General features: G+C 67.8%; 13 protein-coding genes and 2 pseudogenes. 7 read left to right on the plus strand and 8 right to left on the minus strand.

The genetic code is table 11. The features are described 5' to 3' along the window. Window positions 1-156: 156 nt before the first annotated feature. Together FFS49_RS02765 and adiC are read right to left on the minus strand one after the other, a co-directional pair. Window positions 157-2496: an Orn/Lys/Arg decarboxylase N-terminal domain-containing protein gene (locus tag FFS49_RS02765; protein ID WP_105818175.1), complete on the minus strand. Its 2340-nt coding sequence runs from the start codon at window positions 2494-2496 to the stop codon at window positions 157-159. A 3-nt stretch (window positions 2497-2499) separates the two neighbouring features. Then, window positions 2500-4029, minus strand: coding sequence for an arginine/agmatine antiporter (gene adiC, locus FFS49_RS02770; protein WP_105818174.1), 1530 nt, complete (start codon window positions 4027-4029; stop codon window positions 2500-2502). A gap of 431 nt (window positions 4030-4460) precedes the next feature. Here adiC and FFS49_RS02775 point away from each other — a divergent pair, with 431 nt between their 5' ends. From FFS49_RS02775 to FFS49_RS02795, 5 genes are all read left to right on the plus strand, one after another. Next, entirely contained in the window at window positions 4461-5531 is a 1071-nt protein-coding gene (locus tag FFS49_RS02775; RefSeq protein ID WP_105818173.1) for a nitronate monooxygenase, read from the plus strand. 80 nt (window positions 5532-5611) lie between these two features. After that, window positions 5612-7066, plus strand: a complete 1455-nt coding sequence (locus FFS49_RS02780) for a M20 family metallopeptidase (RefSeq protein WP_046548379.1) — start codon at window positions 5612-5614, stop codon at window positions 7064-7066. A 55-nt stretch (window positions 7067-7121) separates the two neighbouring features. Then, window positions 7122-8231 carry a malate/lactate/ureidoglycolate dehydrogenase gene (locus FFS49_RS02785; protein ID WP_105818172.1) on the plus strand — a complete coding sequence of 370 codons (1110 nt, stop codon included), beginning with the start codon at window positions 7122-7124 and terminating at the stop codon, window positions 8229-8231. Then, window positions 8228-8764 (plus strand): TfoX/Sxy family protein, encoded by a 537-nt coding sequence (locus FFS49_RS02790; RefSeq protein WP_105818384.1) that lies wholly within the window; start codon window positions 8228-8230, stop codon window positions 8762-8764. Before FFS49_RS02785 ends, FFS49_RS02790 begins: the two co-directional genes overlap by 4 nt. Before the next feature lie 296 nt (window positions 8765-9060). Then, window positions 9061-9639, plus strand: coding sequence for an NnrU family protein (locus FFS49_RS02795; RefSeq protein WP_071332179.1), 579 nt, complete (start codon window positions 9061-9063; stop codon window positions 9637-9639). An 83-nt stretch (window positions 9640-9722) separates the two neighbouring features. Here FFS49_RS02795 and FFS49_RS02800 read toward each other — a convergent pair whose 3' ends face one another. Both FFS49_RS02800 and FFS49_RS02805 read right to left on the minus strand, forming a co-directional pair. Further along, the gene (locus FFS49_RS02800) at window positions 9723-11102 is read right to left on the minus strand and encodes an amino acid permease (protein ID WP_105818171.1); all 1380 of its coding nucleotides are present in this window, start codon (window positions 11100-11102) and stop codon (window positions 9723-9725) included. Between the two features lie 297 nt (window positions 11103-11399). After that, complete coding sequence (locus tag FFS49_RS02805; RefSeq protein ID WP_105818170.1) at window positions 11400-12137, minus strand: sulfite exporter TauE/SafE family protein; 738 nt, start codon at window positions 12135-12137, stop codon at window positions 11400-11402. 623 nt (window positions 12138-12760) lie between these two features. Between FFS49_RS02805 and FFS49_RS02810 the strand changes: the two genes are divergently transcribed. Further along, window positions 12761-14056 carry a right-handed parallel beta-helix repeat-containing protein gene (locus FFS49_RS02810; RefSeq protein ID WP_105818169.1) on the plus strand — a complete coding sequence of 432 codons (1296 nt, stop codon included), beginning with the start codon at window positions 12761-12763 and terminating at the stop codon, window positions 14054-14056. Window positions 14057-14104: 48 nt separating this feature from the next. On the opposite strand, the pseudogene FFS49_RS02815 reads toward FFS49_RS02810, so the two are convergent. Then, a pseudogene (locus FFS49_RS02815) lies at window positions 14105-14251 on the minus strand (DUF488 domain-containing protein); the annotation flags it as partial. A 201-nt stretch (window positions 14252-14452) separates the two neighbouring features. Here FFS49_RS02815 and FFS49_RS02820 point away from each other — a divergent pair. After that, window positions 14453-14875, plus strand: a complete 423-nt coding sequence (locus FFS49_RS02820) for a hypothetical protein (protein ID WP_105818168.1) — start codon at window positions 14453-14455, stop codon at window positions 14873-14875. A gap of 72 nt (window positions 14876-14947) precedes the next feature. Here FFS49_RS02820 and FFS49_RS02825 read toward each other — a convergent pair whose 3' ends face one another. From FFS49_RS02825 to FFS49_RS02835, 3 genes and pseudogenes are all read right to left on the minus strand, one after another. Continuing rightward, a complete protein-coding gene (locus FFS49_RS02825) occupies window positions 14948-15625 on the minus strand; it encodes a TetR family transcriptional regulator C-terminal domain-containing protein (RefSeq protein WP_105818167.1) in 678 nt (225 codons plus the stop codon). A 40-nt stretch (window positions 15626-15665) separates the two neighbouring features. Continuing rightward, window positions 15666-16919 carry a cytosine deaminase gene (gene codA / locus FFS49_RS02830; protein WP_105818166.1) on the minus strand — a complete coding sequence of 418 codons (1254 nt, stop codon included), beginning with the start codon at window positions 16917-16919 and terminating at the stop codon, window positions 15666-15668. A gap of 43 nt (window positions 16920-16962) precedes the next feature. Next, window positions 16963-17553: pseudogene (locus tag FFS49_RS02835) on the minus strand (cytosine permease); the annotation flags it as partial. Window positions 17554-17606: the final 53 nt, after the last annotated feature.

Genomic DNA, 17606 nt, shown 5'->3' on the forward strand with positions numbered 1-17606 from the left:
TCCTGTCGACGTCTTCCTCTCACGGCACAGCGGCGGCCCAAGATCGCGCATCCCTGAGAGAGGCCGGCCGCGTGAGCGGCCGACGCTGGCTGCAAGTGGCTGCAAACGGCGACGCCCGCCGCCAGGCGGCGGCAGGCGTCGCGTCGCGTCGCGCACTCAGCGCGTGTCGGTATCGCGCGCCTTCTGCCTGATGCACGCGATGCGATACACGCCATCCTCGACTTCGACGCCGTGCGTGTCGTGCGTGAAGCCCGGGAAGCGCAGGTCGTACTGCTCGAGCGCCTTCAGGTAGCCGAGCAGCGGGCCGTCGGCGGGCCCCGCGTTCTCGCCGGGCATCAGCAGCGGAATGCCGGGCGGATAGGGCACGACGCCCGTCGCGACGGTGCGGCCTTCCATCTCCGATAGCTCCAGCATTTCGATGTCGTTGTGTACCAGGTGCTCGAACGCCTCGGCCGGGCTGTAATCGGGCTTCGGCAGCGTCGAGAAGCCGCGCGACATCATCTCGGTCGTCTTCAGGTCGCTCATCGCGCTGAACATCAGGTCGCACAGGTCGCGCAGGCCGAGCTTCCCGTAGCGTTCCGGATAGCGCGCGACGAGCTCGGGCAGCGCCTGTTCGAGCGGTGCATTCGCATCGTAGTCGCGCTTGAAGTCGAGCAGCGTGTTGACGAGCGTGCCCCACTTGCCCTTCGTCACGCCGAGCGAGAACAGGAACAGGATCGTGAAGTCGGTCGTCTTCTCGACGACGATCCCGTGCCGGTCGAGATACGCGGTGACGACCGACGCCGGAATGCCGACCGGCATCAGCCCGCCGTGCGACGCGACGCCCGGCGTGACGATCGACACCTTGATCGGGTCGAGCATGCAGTAGTCGTCCTCGATATCGCCGAAGCCGTGCCACGTGTCGCCCGGATGCAGCACCCAGCACGACGGATCGGTGGCGAGCAGCGTCTCGTCCGCTTCGTGGAAGCGCACGCGCCGGCCCGTCTTGCGATCGACGACGCTGTCGGGCTGCCAGCCGTTGAAGAACCAGTCGTTGTTCTCCGCGCATTCCGTATGCAGGCGCGCCAGCATCTGGCGGAACGCGACGGCCTCGCGGATCGCGTCGGTCGTCAGCGCCTCGCCGCCGGGGCCATCCATCATCGCGGCGCTCACGTCGTTCGACGCGATGATCGCGTAGTTCGGCGACGTCGACGCATGCATCATGTACGCCTCGTTGAAGCGTGCGTGCTCGATCGGGTTGCGGCCGTCGCGAACGTGAATGAACGATGCCTGCGACAGCGCGGCGAGCAGCTTGTGCGTCGATTGCGTGGCGAACACGGTCGGCTTGCTGGCGTCGTGCTGCGACGGATCGCCGTGCATCGCGTAACGGTCGCGGTAGATCGGGTTGAAGCGCGCGTAGCCGTACCATGCCTCGTCGAAGTGCAATCGATCGACGCTCTGGCCGAGCAGTGCCTCGACGCGCGCGACGTTGTAGCAGAGGCCGTCGTACGTCGAGTTCGTGATCAGCGCATGCACGGGCGTCGGGTCGATGCCGTCGCGGCCGCGCACGAGCGGGTTCGCGTCGATTGCGAGCCGCACGGCGGCGGCCGTCAGCCGCTCGGGCATGATCGGCCCTATGATCCCGTAGTGGTTGCGCGACGGAATCAGGTAGGTCGGAATCGCGCCGGACATCGTCATCGCGTGCTCGGCCGACTTGTGGCAATTGCGGTCGCACAGCGCGACCTGGTTGCGCGTGACGCTCGCCATCAGGATCACGCGGTTCGACATCGACGAGCCGTTCGTCACGTGGTACGTGCGATGCGCGCCGAACACGCGCGCCGCATAGCGTTCGCTTTCGCCGATCGGGCCCGAGTGATCGAGCAGCGAGCCGAGTTCGCCGACCGAGATCGACAGGTCGGAGCGGAACAGCGATTCGCCGAAGAATTCGAAATACGCGCGGCCGACCGGCGATTTCAGGAACGCGGTGCCGCCCGTGTGGCCGGGCGTATGCCACGAGTATTCGTACACGCGCGAGAATTTCGCGAGTGCGCGGAACATCGGCGGCAGCACGGTTTCGCGGTAGCGTTCGATCGCGGCGACGATGCGCCCGCCGATGAACGCGGTGGTGTCCTCCAGCAGCCAGATGAAGTCGTCGGCCTTGCGCATCGCGTCGACCGGAATCGCGGACGCACTCGCGCGGCTCGCGAGCAGGAACACGGGCACGGTCGCGTTGCGTGCGCGCATTGCGTCGAGCACGGCTTGCGCGGGCGCATGGCCGGCGTCGTTGCCGAGTTCCCAGTTGAGCAGCAGGCACTGGATCGCCGGATCGGCGGCGACCACCGCGCAGGCATCGTCGGCGGACGTCGCGATCACGACGTCGACGAGTCGCGTGCGCAACTCCTCGGCAAGCGCCGTCGCGGCGCGCCCGGTGGCCGTGCGTTCATCGATGTCGTGCTGCACGAGCAGCGCCTTCATGCCGAGGCGGCGGAAGGCCGGTTGGGTCAAGGAAGCGGTCATGTATCAATCCCCCGTTTGCTGGGTTGCCTGGACGCTCGCGGCAACGGCCGGCGAGCGCGCGTGAAGGGTGTCGGCCTGGTGACGGCCGACGGAAATCCAGAACGTGGCGGCGAGCGCGGCGATGGTCACGCCGAGCGCGAGATAGCGCACCCAGCGCGGCGAGCGGCCGCCCGGATGGATATGGGTTTCCTCGATCTCGCGCTGGCGGTTGATCGACAGCTCGTAGAAGACGATCGTCGCGACGACGAAGATCAGCGACCAGCGCGTTTGCTGGCCATCGGAGCCGACCATCGCCCACAGCGCGTAGACGGCGCCGATCAGGCCGACGATCGTGTAGAACGTGAACTGGTGCGACGGCATCTTGCCGTAGCCGAGCACCTTGATCGCGATGCACGAGTAGATGTACGGCAGCAGCGTCATGATCACGGCGATCGACGCGATCTTGCCGAACTGTTCGCTGGCGCTCGGCGACATCGTCGCGAGCACCTGCACGGTCATGATCAGCGCGACGATCGCGAGGCCGGCCGACGGCACGTTCTTCGAGTTCACGCGGGCGAACACGCCGGCGAACAGGCCGTCGTCGGCGGCCGCCTTCGCGGTCTGGCCGACCAGCAGCGTCCAGCCGGCGAGCGAGCCGAGGCAGCCGAGCGCCGCGCAGAGCGCGACCGCGTTCGCCGCCGTATCGCCGAGCGCGAGGCGCGCGGCATCCGCGAACGGCGCGCTCGAGGCGAGCAGCGCCTTGTTCGGGATCATCCCCATGATCACGGTCGAGCTGAGCACGTAGCAGACGGCCGCGAGCACGACGCCGCCGACGGTCGCGATCGGCACGTTGCGCGACGGGTTCTCGACGACACCGGCCGATACCGACGCGCTCTCGACGCCGATGAACGCCCACAGCGTGAAGTTCAGCGTCGCGCCGATCGCGCTGAAGCTGTTGGTGCCCGACACGTTCCAGCCGGCGAAGTACACGTCCTTGCTGAACCAGAACCAGCCGAACACGGCCATCCCGAGGATCGGCACGAGCGCGAAGATCGTCGTGACCGACTGCACGCGGCCGACGACGTTCGGCCCGAGGATGTTCGCGTACGTGAACAGCCAGATCACGAAGATCTGTGCGAGCGCGAACACGAGCGGGTCCTTCAGGACCGGGAAGAAATGCGTGAGGTAGCCGAGGCCGGCGACCGCGAGGCCGACGTTGCCGAGCACGTTCGCGAGCCAGTAGATCAGGTTGGTCTGGTAGCCCATGTACGGGCCGAACGACTTGCGCGCATACGCATACGGGCCGCCGGCGGCCGGGTCGATCGCCGCGAGCTTCGCGAACACGAGCGCGAGCGACACGGCGCCGACGACGGTGATCAGCCAGCCGAAGATCGCGATGCCGCCGGTGGCGGCGAGGTTCGCGGGCAGCATGAAGACGCCGGAGCCCATCATGTTGCCCGCGACCATCAGCGTGGCGGGAATGACGCCGATTTTCGGCGCGGACGCCGCGGCCGATGGGGCGGCGCGGGAGGAGGACGAGCTGGCATCGGACATGCGACGCTCCTTGACGAGACGTGTTGCGATTGAGGTGGCGCGGTGTGGCGCCGGTCGACGATTCCGGCATGAATCGCCGCTTTATTTAACGTTTTCATGTTATCGCCTTGGTGGTTTTTAATAAGGGTAAACGCCGGTATTTAATAACTTGAATATTGACGGATGTCATTGAAACGGGTGAATCGGTGTTTGAGTGCGGGTGTGGATGGGCCGTACGGCAAGGCCGAGGGGCGCCTTTTGATTCCGATCCTGGGCGGCGAAGTCACGCAGTCGAAACTTCGGCGAATAATCGTTTTTTCCGAATCGGTTAAATCGATTCGCGACGCAAATGGCGCCGCAATCGGGATTCAGGTTCGTCGGTTAATATCGAGCGCATTAAACGCGCACTGCCGGCGCGCGCGACCACCGCTTCTTCCCCGAGGACGATTCCGATGACGACGCTGCCTTCCCGTTTGCCGCTGATCCAGGCCCCGATGGTCGGTTCGTCGAGCCCGCTCGCGATCGCGGTGTGCGAAGCCGGCGGGCTCGGCTCGCTCGCATGCGCGGCGCTCGGCCCGCAGCAACTGCGCGACGAGATCGCGGCGATTCGCGCGCACACGCCCGCACCGTTCAACGTGAACTTCTTCTGCCACACGCCGCCTGCGCCCGACGCCGAGGTCGATGCACGCTGGCGCGCGGCGCTCGCCGGTTATTACGCGGAAGCCGGGCTCGATCCGGCCGACGTGAAGGGCGGCCCCGGCCGCGCGCCGTTCGACGATGCGATGTGCGCGGTCGTCGAAGCGTTGCGTCCGGCCGTCGTGAGTTTCCATTTCGGGTTGCCGGACGATGCGCTGCTCGAGCGCGTGCGGCGTACGGGGGCGTGGGTGGTGTCGTCCGCGACGACCGTCGAGGAAGCGCGCTGGCTCGATGCGCGCGGCGTCGACGCGATCGTCGCGCAAGGCGCGGAGGCCGGCGGCCATCGCGGGATGTTCCTGACTGACGACGTCCATGCGCAACCGGGCCTGTTCGCGCTGCTGCCGCAGATCGTCGACGCGGTGCGCGTGCCGGTGATCGCAGCCGGCGCGATCGCCGACGGGCGCGGCATCGCGGCGGCGTTCGCGCTCGGCGCGCGCGCGGTGCAGATCGGCACGGGCTACCTGCTGACGCCGCAAGCCGGCCGCTCGGCGCAGCATCGCGCGGCGGTGCGCGCCGCGCGCGACGACGGCACGCGCATGACCAACCTGTACACGGGCCGCCCCGCGCGCGGGCTGCTGACGCGCTTCATGCGCGAGCAGGGGCCGATGAGCGCGCTCGCGCCGGCATTCCCGCTCGCGACGGTCGCGGTCGATCCGCTGCGTAGCGCGTTCGAGCGGCAGGGCCGCGACGACTTCTCGCTGCTCTGGTCGGGCGAGGCCGCGGCGCTCGCGTGTGAAGCGGATGCGGGCGAACTGACGCAACGCCTGTGGCGCGACGCGCTGGCGTGCGCGGCGGGGCTGCGCGACGCGTTCCCGCAGGCGGCCTGAGCGACCGGGAAGGGGGCGCCGGCGCGGGAGCATCGGCGTATCATCTGGGTTTTCGTCAGCCCGATCCAGGCACCCCCACCATGACCTCCGTCGACACTACCCCCGTCCTCGACCATGACAAGCTCGTTACCTTCATCGAGCGCAAGTGGAACGATGAAATCCTCCATGCCCTGACCGACTACATCGCGATCCCCGCGAAGAGCCCCGCATTCGACCCCGACTGGGCGAAGCGCGGCTATCTCGAGCGGGTCGTCACCGACGCCGCGCAGTGGGCCGAGCGGCAGCCCGTGAAGGGCCTGAAGCTCGAGATCGTGCGCTTGCCGGGCCGCACGCCGGTGATCTTCTTCGAATCGCCCGCCACGCGTTCGGGCAGCACCGACACGATCCTGCTGTACGGCCACCTCGACAAGCAACCCGAATTCGACGGCTGGCGCGCGGATCTCGGCCCGTGGACGCCGAAGTACGAGAACGGCAAGCTCTACGGCCGCGGCGGCGCCGACGACGGCTATGCGATCTACGCGAGCCTCGCGGCGCTCGGCGCGCTCGACGAGCAGGGCATCGAGCGGCCGCGCTGCGTCGGCCTGATCGAGACCTGCGAGGAATCGGGCAGCTACGACCTGCTGCCGTACGTCGACGCATTGCGCGACCGGCTCGGCCAGGTGTCGCTCGTCGTGTGTCTCGATTCGGGCGCCGGCAACTACGACCAGATGTGGCTCACCACGTCGCTGCGCGGGCTCGTGTCCGGCGACCTGCAGGTCGAGGTGCTCGAGGAAGGCGTGCACTCGGGCGTGTTCGGCGGCATCGCGCCGTCGAGCTTCCGCGTGATGCGCCAGCTGTTCGAGCGCCTCGAAGACGCGAAGAACGGCAATCTGCTGCCGGGCGTGTTCCATTGCGAGATTCCCGACAGCCGCGTGCGCGAAGCCGAGGCCGCTGCGTCGATTCTCGGCGACGCCGTATGGAAGGGGCTGCCGTGGGCCTGCGGCGCGGACGGCAAGCCGGTGCTGCCGACCACGACCGATCCGCGCGAGGCGCTGCTGAATTCGACGTGGCGTCCGTCGCTGTCGGTCACCGGCGCGGCCGGCCTGCCGGCGCTCGCCGATGCGGGCAACGTGCTGCGTCCGCGCACCGCGTTCAAGCTGTCGCTGCGCCTGCCGCCGCTCGTCGATGCCGCGCAGGCCGTGCAGCAACTGAAGGAACTGCTCGAACTCGATCCGCCGTACAACGCGAAGGTCACGTTCAAGCCGGATGCCGGTGCCGCGACGGGCTGGAGCGCGCCGGATCTCGCGCCGTGGCTCGCGTCGTCGCTCGACGCCGCGTCGCGCCGCCACTTCGGCGCCGATTGCGCGTACATGGGCCTCGGCGGCACGATCCCGCTGATGAACGTGCTGCAGGAAGGGTTCCCGTCCGCGCAGTTCATGGTGTGCGGCGTGCTCGGGCCGAAGTCGAACGCGCACGGCCCGAACGAATTCCTGCACGTGCCGTATGCGAAGAAGCTGACGGCCGCGGTTGCGGACGTGATCGCGACCGCGCGCTGAGCGCTTGGCGCCCGGCAGTGACAACTGTCCGACCCACTCTCACGGAACCTTGCCGATGACCGCCCTGCCGACGCCCGACACCGAACCGCTGCGCATGCGCGCCGAACCGCTGCATGCATTCGTCGCGGCACTCTGGGAGCGGGCCGGCAGCAGCGAACGCGAGGCAAGGCTCGTCGCCGATCACCTGGTCGGCGCGAACCTCGCGGGCCACGATTCGCACGGGATCGGGATGATCCCGAACTACGTCGCGTCGTGGCGGGAAGGGCAGTTGCAGTTGAACGGGCACGCGTCGATCGCGCGCGATGGCGGCGCGGTGCTGTCGATCGACGGCGGTCGCGGCTTCGGCCAGGTGATCGCGTTCGAGGCGATGGTCGAAGGAATCGAGCGTGCGCGACGCATGGGCATCTGCGCGATCGGGCTGCGCGACGTGCATCATCTCGGCCGCATCGGGCACTGGGCCGAGCAGTGCGCGCGTTCGGGGCTCGTGTCGTTCCATTTCGTCAACGTGCCGGGCGACCTGCTGGTCGCGCCGCTGCACGGCGCCGATCCGCGCTTCGGCACGAACCCGTTCTGCGCCGCGTATCCGCGAGCGGGCCAGCCGCCGCTGCTGCTCGATTTCGCGACGAGCGCGATCGCGTACGGCAAGACGCGCGTCGCGTACAACCAGGGCAAGCGTGTGCCGGCGGGGTCGCTGATCGACGCCCGCGGCCAGCCGACCGACGATCCGGCCGTGATGCACGAGCAGCCGTTCGGTGCGCTGCTGCCGTTCGGGCTGCACAAGGGCTACGCGCTCGCGGCGATGTGCGAGATTTTCGGCGGCGCGCTCGTCGGCGGGCATACGACCTACGGCGACACGCTGCAGAAGACGAGCGCGATCGTCAACGGGATGCTGTCGGTGCTGATCGATCCGAACGCATTCGATGCGGCCGACGCGCAGCGCGAAGCCGATGCATTCGTCGCGTGGGCGAAGGCATCGCCGCAGGCCGGCGATGCGCCGGTGCAGGTGCCGGGCGAGCCGGAAGAGGCCAGCCGCGCGGCGCGCGGTGCCGGCGGCATACCGGTCGATCGCGCGACGTGGCGGCAGATTCGCGAGAGCGCGGCGGTGGTCGGCTTCGATGAAGCCGAACTCGACGCGTGGACGCAGCGCTGCAGGGCATCCGCATGAGCTGGCAATCGGAAAAGGCGCACGGCGAGGAGATCGCGTATCAGCTCGCGCCGCTCGGCAACGTCACGGTCGTGCGCTTCTTCAGCGGTGCGGCGATGCGGCTCGACGGCGTGATGTTCGGCTTCATGTCGCGCGGGTCGCTGTTCCTGCGTGTGGATGACGTGAACCGTCCGGCGTTCGTCGCGGCGGGGATGGGGCCATTCTCGTACGAGCGGCCCACGCGTACGGTTTCGCTCGACGGCTATTACGAAACGCCGGCCGACGTGCTCGAGGATGCGGGTGCGCTGTTCGACTGGTGCCGCAGCGCGTATCGCGCGGCGCTGCTGGCGGGGCCGCCGAAGCGCAAGGCGAGGGCGGTGCCGAAAGCGGCGGCGCCGGAAGCGACGCCGGTGTCGAAGCGGGTCGCCAAACCGGCATCGAAAGCGTCGCCGAAGCCTGCTTCTGCACGGGAAGCCAAGCCGGCATCGAAGCGAACCACCAAACCGGCGTCGAAACCAGCAGCGAAGTCCCCGGCGAAGCGCAAGCAAACATAGTGCTGGTCGCGCGAAGCGAAAGCCGCGCGACTTTTCCTCTATTGTCGACCCGGCCGTCGCCCGGTGATTCACGCGACATGCGCCGGCTGACACAAGGGCGGCAGGGGCGCACAGTCACGAATGCATCAAGCTTGTGCCGCACCGCACATCCCCCATGCTTCACAACGGCGGCCTCGGCGTTTATGATCGGCGCGGGTTGCACCCGTGCCCGGCGCGACCCGCGCCGGCCCCGCGAACGGCGCATCGTACGCCATGCGGAACGCTTCCCCACTCATCATTCCAGACGGAGACAGCCGATGCTCGTCCTGATTCTCGGTTTAGCGATCTTCCTCGGTGTGCACTCGATCCGGATCGTCGCGGACGGCTGGCGCTCAGCGACGATCGAGCGGATCGGCGAGAAGCGCTGGAAGGGCCCCTATGCGATCGCGTCGATCATCGGCTTCGTGCTGATCATCTGGGGGTACGGTATCGCACGCCAGGGCGCGACGCTGCTGTGGGTGTCGCCCGTCGGCGTGCGCCACCTCACCGGCATGCTGACCGCGATCGCCTTCGTGCTGATCGCCGCCTCCTACGTGCCCGGCAACCGCATCAAGACGCTCGTCGGCCATCCGATGGTGGCCGGTGTGGCGGTGTGGGCGATCGCGCACCTGCTCGCGAACGGCACGCTGCACGCAGTCGTGCTGTTCGGCGCCTTCTTCGTGTGGGCGCTGGTCGATTTCGTGGTGTGGCGTGCGCGCGACCGCCGCGATGGCGTTCGCTATCCGGCGGGCAGGCTGTCGGGCGACGTCGTGGCGATCGTGGCCGGGCTCGTCGTGTGGGCCGTCTTCGCGCTGTTCCTGCACGGCTGGCTGATCGGCGTGCGTCCGTTCGGCTGAGCGGCCGGCACGTCGAGAGACTGAGAAGTCGAATAGCTGAGCGGCGGCCGACCGGCGCGCCGCTCGCCTGCCCGGGGCAACGGTCAGCGCGCCTTCGCGCCGGCCGTATCGCCGAGTGGCACCGGATTGCGACGCAGGAAATACGCCGCGACGATCGCAAGCGCCGTCAATACCGTGAACCAGAACTGGAAGCGCGAATCCGGGTTGAACGCCTGCGACCCGAGCACGGCCACCAGCGCCAGCAACGCGATCCAGTTCGACACCGGATAAAACCACGCGCGGAACGCCTGCGGATCGCGAGGCGCGTGCTTCTCCTGCCGGCGCATCGCGAAGTGCGCGACGATGATGAAGATCCACACGATCATCACGAACGCGCCGCTGCTCTTCGCGAGCATCAGGAACAGGTCGCCGCCGCTCACGAAGTGAACGCCGAGGATCGACACGCAGATCGCGAGGCACAGCACGAGCGCGTTCATCGGCACGCCTTTCGCGTTGGTCCGGCCGAACATCGCGGGCGCGTGGCCGCGCTGGCTGAGCGAGAACAGCATGCGCGAGTTCGAGAACAGGAACGAGTTCATCACCGACATGAACGACACGAACAGCACGATCTTCATCGCGACGGCCGCGCTCGTGAAGCCAGCCATGCTGAAGAGCGACACGTACGGCGATTTCAGGTTGGCCTTGTCGGTCCACGGCATGCACAGGATCAGGATCGACACCGAGCCGACGTAGAACACCATCACGCGCACGATCACGCTCTTGATTGCACGGATCACGTTCCTGCCCGGGTTCTCGGATTCGCCCGCCGCAACGGCCGCGATTTCGCTGCCGCCGAGCGAGAAGATCACGACCATCACGCCCGCGAGCACGGGCGAGATGCCGTTCGGCATGAAGCCGCCGTGATCCGTTAGGTTCACGAGCCCCGGCGCGGGAATGCGCGGCTGGAAGCCGAGCAGGATCGAGGCGCCGAGCGCCATGAAGACGATGATCGTCGTGACCTTTGCGAACGACAGCCAGTATTCGGCTTCGCCGAACGAGCGCACCGAGTACGCGTTGCTCGCGATCAGCGTGACGAGCATGAACAGCGCGCCGCCCCACACGGGCAGCCACGGCAGGAAATCGTGGAGGATCGCACCGAGCAGGATCGCCTCGACGGTGATCGTCATCATCGACTTGAACCAGTACAGCCAGCCGACCGCGAAGCCGGCCCATTCGCCGAGATAGCTGCTTGCGTAGGTGGAGAACGATCCGCTGTCGGGGTTGCGGGAGGCCATTTCGCCGAGCATGAACATGACCAGCGTGACGATCACGCCGCCGATCAGGTACGACAGGATCGCCGCGGGGCCGGCGGTCGCGATGATGGCGCCGGAGCCGACGAACAGGCCCGCGCCGATCACGCCGCCAAGCGCGATCATCGTGATGTGCCGTTGCTTGAGGCTTTGCCTCAATGAGTTGTCCTGCATCTCCTACCTCTAGTTATTGTTGGCCCGCTGGCCGGGAATGCATCGGGCCGCGCGGCGGCAAGCGTTCTGCCGCCGCACGGGGCGCCGATGTCGAGGGAGCGTGTGTGACGCGATGTGCCGGGCCGCCGGCGGTGAATCGGAATGGCGGCCGCGAAGTGCCGGTCGGTGCCCGCGAGCGGGCGATGACGACGACCCCGGATTGTGGGCGGACGCCGCCGTCACGGCAAACGAGATATGCGAAAGACGTCTTGCGGTTTGCTCATCAATTGCCGCGACGGCGGCAGGTGTGCGTGCGCGTCAGATCGGCTTGACGAACAACCCGACGGTCAGCATCGCGCCGATGCAGACGATCCCGATCCGCAGCACGCGTTCGTTCACGCGATGCAGCGCCCACGTGCCGAGCAGCCCGCCGACGATCGCGCCGCCGCCAAGCGCGAGCGCGTTGCCCCAGTGCAGGTGCGGCGACGTCAGGAACAGCACGACCGCCGACGCGTTCATCACGCCCGCGAGCGCGTTTTTCGTCGACATCGCGTGGCGCGGCGACAGGCCGGCCATCGTCAGCACGGCCATCATCAGGAAGCCGAGCCCGCCGCCGAAGTAGCCGCCGTAGATCGCGATCATGAACTGCGAGAGCGCGGCGGGGACGGTGCCGAGGTGCGCCGTGCCTTCGCCCGGCTTGCGGAAAAAGCTGCCCCACGCGAACACGATCGTCGCGAACAGCACGAGCCACGGCACGAGGCGAGAGAAGATCGACGAAGGGGTCTTCAGCAACAGCAGCCCGCCGAGCGCACCGCCGACCACGCTGATGAAGAACATCGCGCGAAACGACAGCCTGCCCACGCCGCGCACCATCTTGCGGCTCGCCCAGCCGGTCGTGACCTGCGCGGGAAACAGCGCGACCGTCGACGTGATGTTCGCCGCGAGCGGCGACATGCCCGACACGATCAGCGCGGGCAGCGTGACGAACGAGCCGCCGCCGGCCAGGGTGTTCTGCAGTCCGGCCCAGAGGCCGGCGAGGATGATGAGAGCGAGCATCGGAGCGGGAGCGGAAAGTGACGGGGCTCGCCTGCCGGAGGCGGGCAGGCGCGGCGAACGCACGATGGTAATGCAGGACCGCTGACGGCGTGAACTGGTGCGATCGCAGTGTCGTCGCGAGCCTTCCCGGCCGGCGCAAGCGACGCTGCCGCAGCGCCCGCGACCAAGGTCGAGGATGGCCCGGGCGGGCGCACGGGCGGTCTTACGACGTCGCGCGGCCAATGTCGGATTGTCGAACGGTGCGCGCGAAATAGACTGGTTGATGAGCGGCGGGAAAGAACCGGCGGGGTTGGGGGTCAGCCGGCACCCGGTGCGCTCGGGAACGCAGTTCCTGTTGACGGGTTCGATTCCGGCCACGCGGTGCCGGCGCGCCGGAATCGGGCCGCCTTTTCTCGGGGGACACGCATGCGCGCCGGCGGGCGAACAGGCGACCGGGTGTCGATCGCGGCCACGCGACGGCGCTTCGTTGCCGTTGCTCCGCCGCATCGGCGGAGCAAATGAATGTCGCAGTCGGGATGGTACGGCGCGTGTGCCACGCGCCGTACGATCGCCGTTGCTCGAACGCGTCGCGACCGTCGGCCGTTGGCCGGTCGTCACGGGCGAACGGGCGTGAGAGAACAACCATGAGAAAGTCGTTTCGCGGGGTCGGCCCGAGTACGGCCGTCTGCCTGATCTGTACCGCATGTTTCGCCGCATCGCCGGCGGCCGCCTATACGCCGGGCGGCACGCGGCATGCGCATCCGTTGCGCAGCGCGCCGGCGCTTCCGGCCGTGACCGTCCAGCCGACGGCGAACGGCGGCGACCAGGCCGACGCGCTGCAGGCCGCGTTCGATGCATTGCAGCCGGGCCAGCGCCTCGTGCTCGCGCCGGGACGCTACGCCGTCAGCCGGTCGCTGACGGTGTCCAAAGCGGACGTCGTGATCTCGGGCTATGGCGCGACGCTGGTTGCGACCAATCCGGCCGATCAGACCATCGTGATGAGCGGCAGCGGTTCGACGCTCGTCGGCGTCACGCTGGTCGGCACGGGCACGACGCGGCTGACGACGCCTGCATCGACGAAGGTCGAGGTGACGGGCACCGGCATCCAGGTGCTCGGCGTGACGATCCAGGGTGGCGCCAGCGCCGGGATCTTCGTGTTTGGCGGCAGCAGCGTGGCGATCGTGGGCAACACCGTGCAGGCGACGCTGGCCGACGGCATCCACACCACGTACGGCTCGACCAACGTGCTGGTGCACGGCAACACGGTGAAGGACACCGGCGACGACCTGATCGCCGTCGTCAGTTACCAGGGTGACGGCCGCCTCAACGCCAACGTGCTGATCGACGGGAATACGGTGTCGGGCAACTACTGGGGGCGCGGCATCGCCGTGGTCGGCGGGCGGTCCGTGACGATTTCGAACAACACCGTCAGCGGCGTGCAGAAGGCGGCCGGCATCCTGGTCGCGCAGGAGGATGGCTGGAAGACCTACGGCGTGTCGGACGTGGTGATCGAGAACAACGTCGTCGGCGCGATCCAGGACGGCACGAATGCGAACAACGGCTTGCAGCCTACCCAGCAGGCCGCAATCGAGCTCGATACCTGGTCGGGGACGGTGACGTACGTCGTCGTCAAGGGCAACCGCGTATCGGGCTCGGGCTATGCCGGCTTCCGCGCGTTGGGGAACGTCTGCCATTTCTCGGTGGCGGACACGACGCTCGCATCGATCGCCGGCATGCCGGTATCGCTGCTGACGAACAACTGCCCGGCCGCCGATATCGTCGCGTATGGCAATTCACTGGGCGGCGTGGCGCTGGCGCCGCCGGTCGGCGCTTCCCCGTCCGGGACGATTCCGGCCGGCGGCGCGGTGACGTCGGGGATGCCGGCGGTGCGCACGAGCCTGATGCAGGCGAATGGCGCGCTCGCATCGGCGCGGCACTGACGATGTTCGCGACGCGCTGCCGGCCGTGCGATCGAACGGGGCGCCGTGCTATGCGTTCGGGGGCGCGGTTGCCCCCGGCGCCGTGGCGTCGTCCACGGCGTCCGGGTAGACGATCGTGCCGTCAGGCCGGATCACCGCGCCGGCCGTCAGGTGCGCGGGCTCCACGCGGTGGGAACCCATGATGTGCGGCACCGTTACGGGAGCGTCATGCGTCGTCATGCCGGGAGGCGTGACGTGTCCATGATCGGCCGCGACCGTTCGCGGAAAAAGCCACCGCCCGCTGAAACGCGCGCTCCGGCGCGGCCCCCGCCCGATTTGACGCTTCATTACGATCGGCTTTCCGGAAAGGTGCTAGATTTGCGCATCGATATCTCGAAAGGCGGAGAGGACAGACAGATGCTGAAGAAATGGGCAGGGATGGCCGTGGTGGTCGGTGCGGCGGCGGTGGCGTCGCTGCCGGCGGTGGCAGGTGACACGAACAACGCACTGGGCGGCGCGCTGGGTGGCGTCGCCGGCGCGGCGGTCGGCAACGCGGTTGGCGGCAGCACGGGCACCGTGATCGGCGGGGCAGTGGGCGGTGGCGCAGGCGGTGCGGTGACGTCGAACAAACGCGAACGCACGGGCGCGATCGTCGGCGGCGCACTGGGTGGCGGCGCAGGCGCCGCTGCGGGCAACGCGATGGGCGGCACGGCCGGCGGGCTCGTCGGCGCCGGCTTGGGCGGCGGCGCGGGCGCGGCGCTGGGCGGCCACGTGTCGCGCAACAACTCGCGTTCCAACGATCATCACCACGGCAACAAGAAGCGCCACAAGCACGACTGACCGGTGGTTCCCCGGCGAGTGTCGACGGCGCCGGGGTGCCGTGCATGAAGGGCGACGGAGGCGGTCAAGCGGTCAATCCGTCTTTCCGTCGCCGGTGATCAGCGCGTTGAGCACCAGATCCGAGATCGTGCGGTAAGCCGCGTCGAAATCGTCGTTTCCCAGCGCACGCTTGCCGAGCACCAGCAGCATCTGCGGGGCGAAATCGGCATATGCCTGCGTGGCGGCCCAGATCAGGAAGAACAGGTGCTCGGCATCGACCTGCCTGACCTTGCCTTCCGCGATCCAGCGTTCGAGCACGCGGATGTCGTCGCGCAACACCGGAATCAGCTGTTTGCGGATTTCCTTTCCGTAGGTCCTGGCCCCGCCGATGATCTCCAGCGCAAAAACCCGCGATCCATGCGGGCGATTCCTGGAGAATTCGAGTTTGGCCCGGATATAGGCCGACATGGCTTCCGCGGGCTCGCGATCGGGCGCCGCAAACTCCCGCATCCTGCCGAGCCAGTCGCGCAATACATCGTCCAGCACGCGCTGGTAGAGCGCCAGCTTCGTGGGGAAGTAGTACATCAGGTTCTGCTTCGACAGGCCGGCGGCCGCTGCGATGGCCGCAACGGAACTGCCCTCGAATCCGTCAACGGCAAACGATTCTTCGGCAGCGGCGAGGATGGTCGCCTCGAGCGTGTCGCGCAGCGCTTCGCGCCGGCCGTGAGGCCGGCCGGGCGTTCCCGCAGTCCGCTCGGACGGGTTCTTCACGATGCTTCCTCCAGCATGTCGGGCCAGCGGCGTCGCCCGCTCAATGCGTGCCTGCTTCAGGATAGGTGATGCGTTCGGGCGCGCGCTGCATGATGACCTTCCCGGCGCGGAGCGACAATCGCACCCTGGCCTGTGTGCGAACCACTTCATAGTCGGAATCCGCGTCGAGGATCAGCAGATTGGCCGGCCGCCCGACAGCAATGCCATAGCGATCGCCCAGGGACATCGCATGGGCGCTGTGCTCCGTCACGAAGTCGAGGCATCGCTGCAGGTCTTCGTAGCCGAGCATGTGGCACACGTGCAGGCCGACGTCGAGGATGCGCAGGATGTTGCCGTTGCCGATGGGATACCACGGGTCCTTGATCGAATCCTGTCCGAAGCACACGTTGATGCCGGCGCGATCGAGTTCCGCGACACGCGTGATGCCGCGTCGTTTCGGGAACGTGTCGAAACGCCCCTGCAGGTGGATGCTCTCGGTCGGACACGAAACGAAATGGATTTCCGAGCGCTTCAGCAACCGGAAAAGCTTCGAGCAGTACGCGTTGTCGTAGGAACCCATCGCGGTCGTGTGGCTGGCGGTGACGCGCTTGCCCATCCCGCGAACCCGCGCTTCCTCGGCAAGCACTTCCAGGAAGCGCGATTGCGGATCGTCGGTTTCGTCGCAATGAACGTCGACCAGGCAGTCCTTGCGCTCCGCGAGTTCCATCAGGAACTTGATGGAGCTCACCCCCTGGTCGCGCGTGTTCTCGAAATGCGGAATGCCGCCCACGACGTCGGCCCCCATTGCGATCGCGCGCTCCATCAGTGCGCGTCCGTTCTCGAACGACTCGATGCCTTCCTGAGGGAAGGCGACGATCTGCAGATCGATGAGATCGCGCGCTTCGTCCCTGACCTCGAGCATCGCCTTCAACGCGGCAAGCGTGTGATCGGTGACGTCCACGTGCGTGCGCACGTGCTGGATGCCGTTGTCGCGCAACATTCCGATCGCGGCGTGGGCGCGGGCTTTCGTGTCCTCATGGGTAATGGTGGCCTTGCGCTGGCCCCACCGCTCGATACCCTCGAACAGCGTGCCGCTCATGTTCCACTCGGGTTCGCCCGCGGTCAGCGTCGCATCCAGGTGGATATGCGGCTCGACCAGCGGCGGGATCACGAGGTTGCTGCCCGCATCGATGACGTCGTCCCCTTGCGACGTCAGCGGCGACGGCTGGAGGCCGATGCCGCGAAACGTGCCCGCATCGATGTCGATCGTGAAGAGGCCGCTACGGCCGCGCAATCTGGCGTTGATGATTTTCATGAGGATTCCTGTGGTTCGGGAGGCGGGCGGGTGTGCAGCGGAATCATTCACCCTGGACGGACGGCTCGCGCGTGAACGCACGGGCAATCTGCAGCAGCACGATGTAGGCGCCGGCGGACGCCCCGATGCCGACGATCGGCGCGATCCACGGCGAGGTATAGGCGAGTGCGGCGCCGATCGCATACGCGGCCAGGCCGACCAGGTTGAAGCGCGGAAGGCGGGCGGCGGCAAGCGACGGGTATTGCCCGCGATGGCGGTACCAGTAGTCCGCCATGATCACGCCGCCGACCGGCGGAATGATCGAGCCGAGCAGCACCAGGAACGGAATCAGCAACTCGTACATCCCGCCGACCGCGAGCACGATGCCGATCGCCGCGCCTACGAGTACGAGCGTGCGGCGCCGTTCGGTGCGCAGCAGATGGCATCCGGCGGCCGCCACGTTGTACATCGTCGGCCCCTGGATGGTCCAGAGATTGAGGCACAGCATCACGACCGCCGCGATCGACAGGCCCTGCAGCATCATCACCTCGACGATGTCGGCTTGCTGATAGACGATCGCGCAGTATGCGCCCGCGATGATCTTCAGGCCGTTGCCCGCGAAGAATCCGATCATGCTGGCCGAGACGGCGCTGCGCGCGAGGCGGGAGCAGCGCGCAAACATCATGCGCGCTTGCCGGTTTCGTGGCC

The organism is Burkholderia sp. 4NA327C6 (genome assembly GCF_005502655.1).
Lineage (GTDB): Bacteria > Pseudomonadota > Gammaproteobacteria > Burkholderiales > Burkholderiaceae > Burkholderia > Burkholderia contaminans.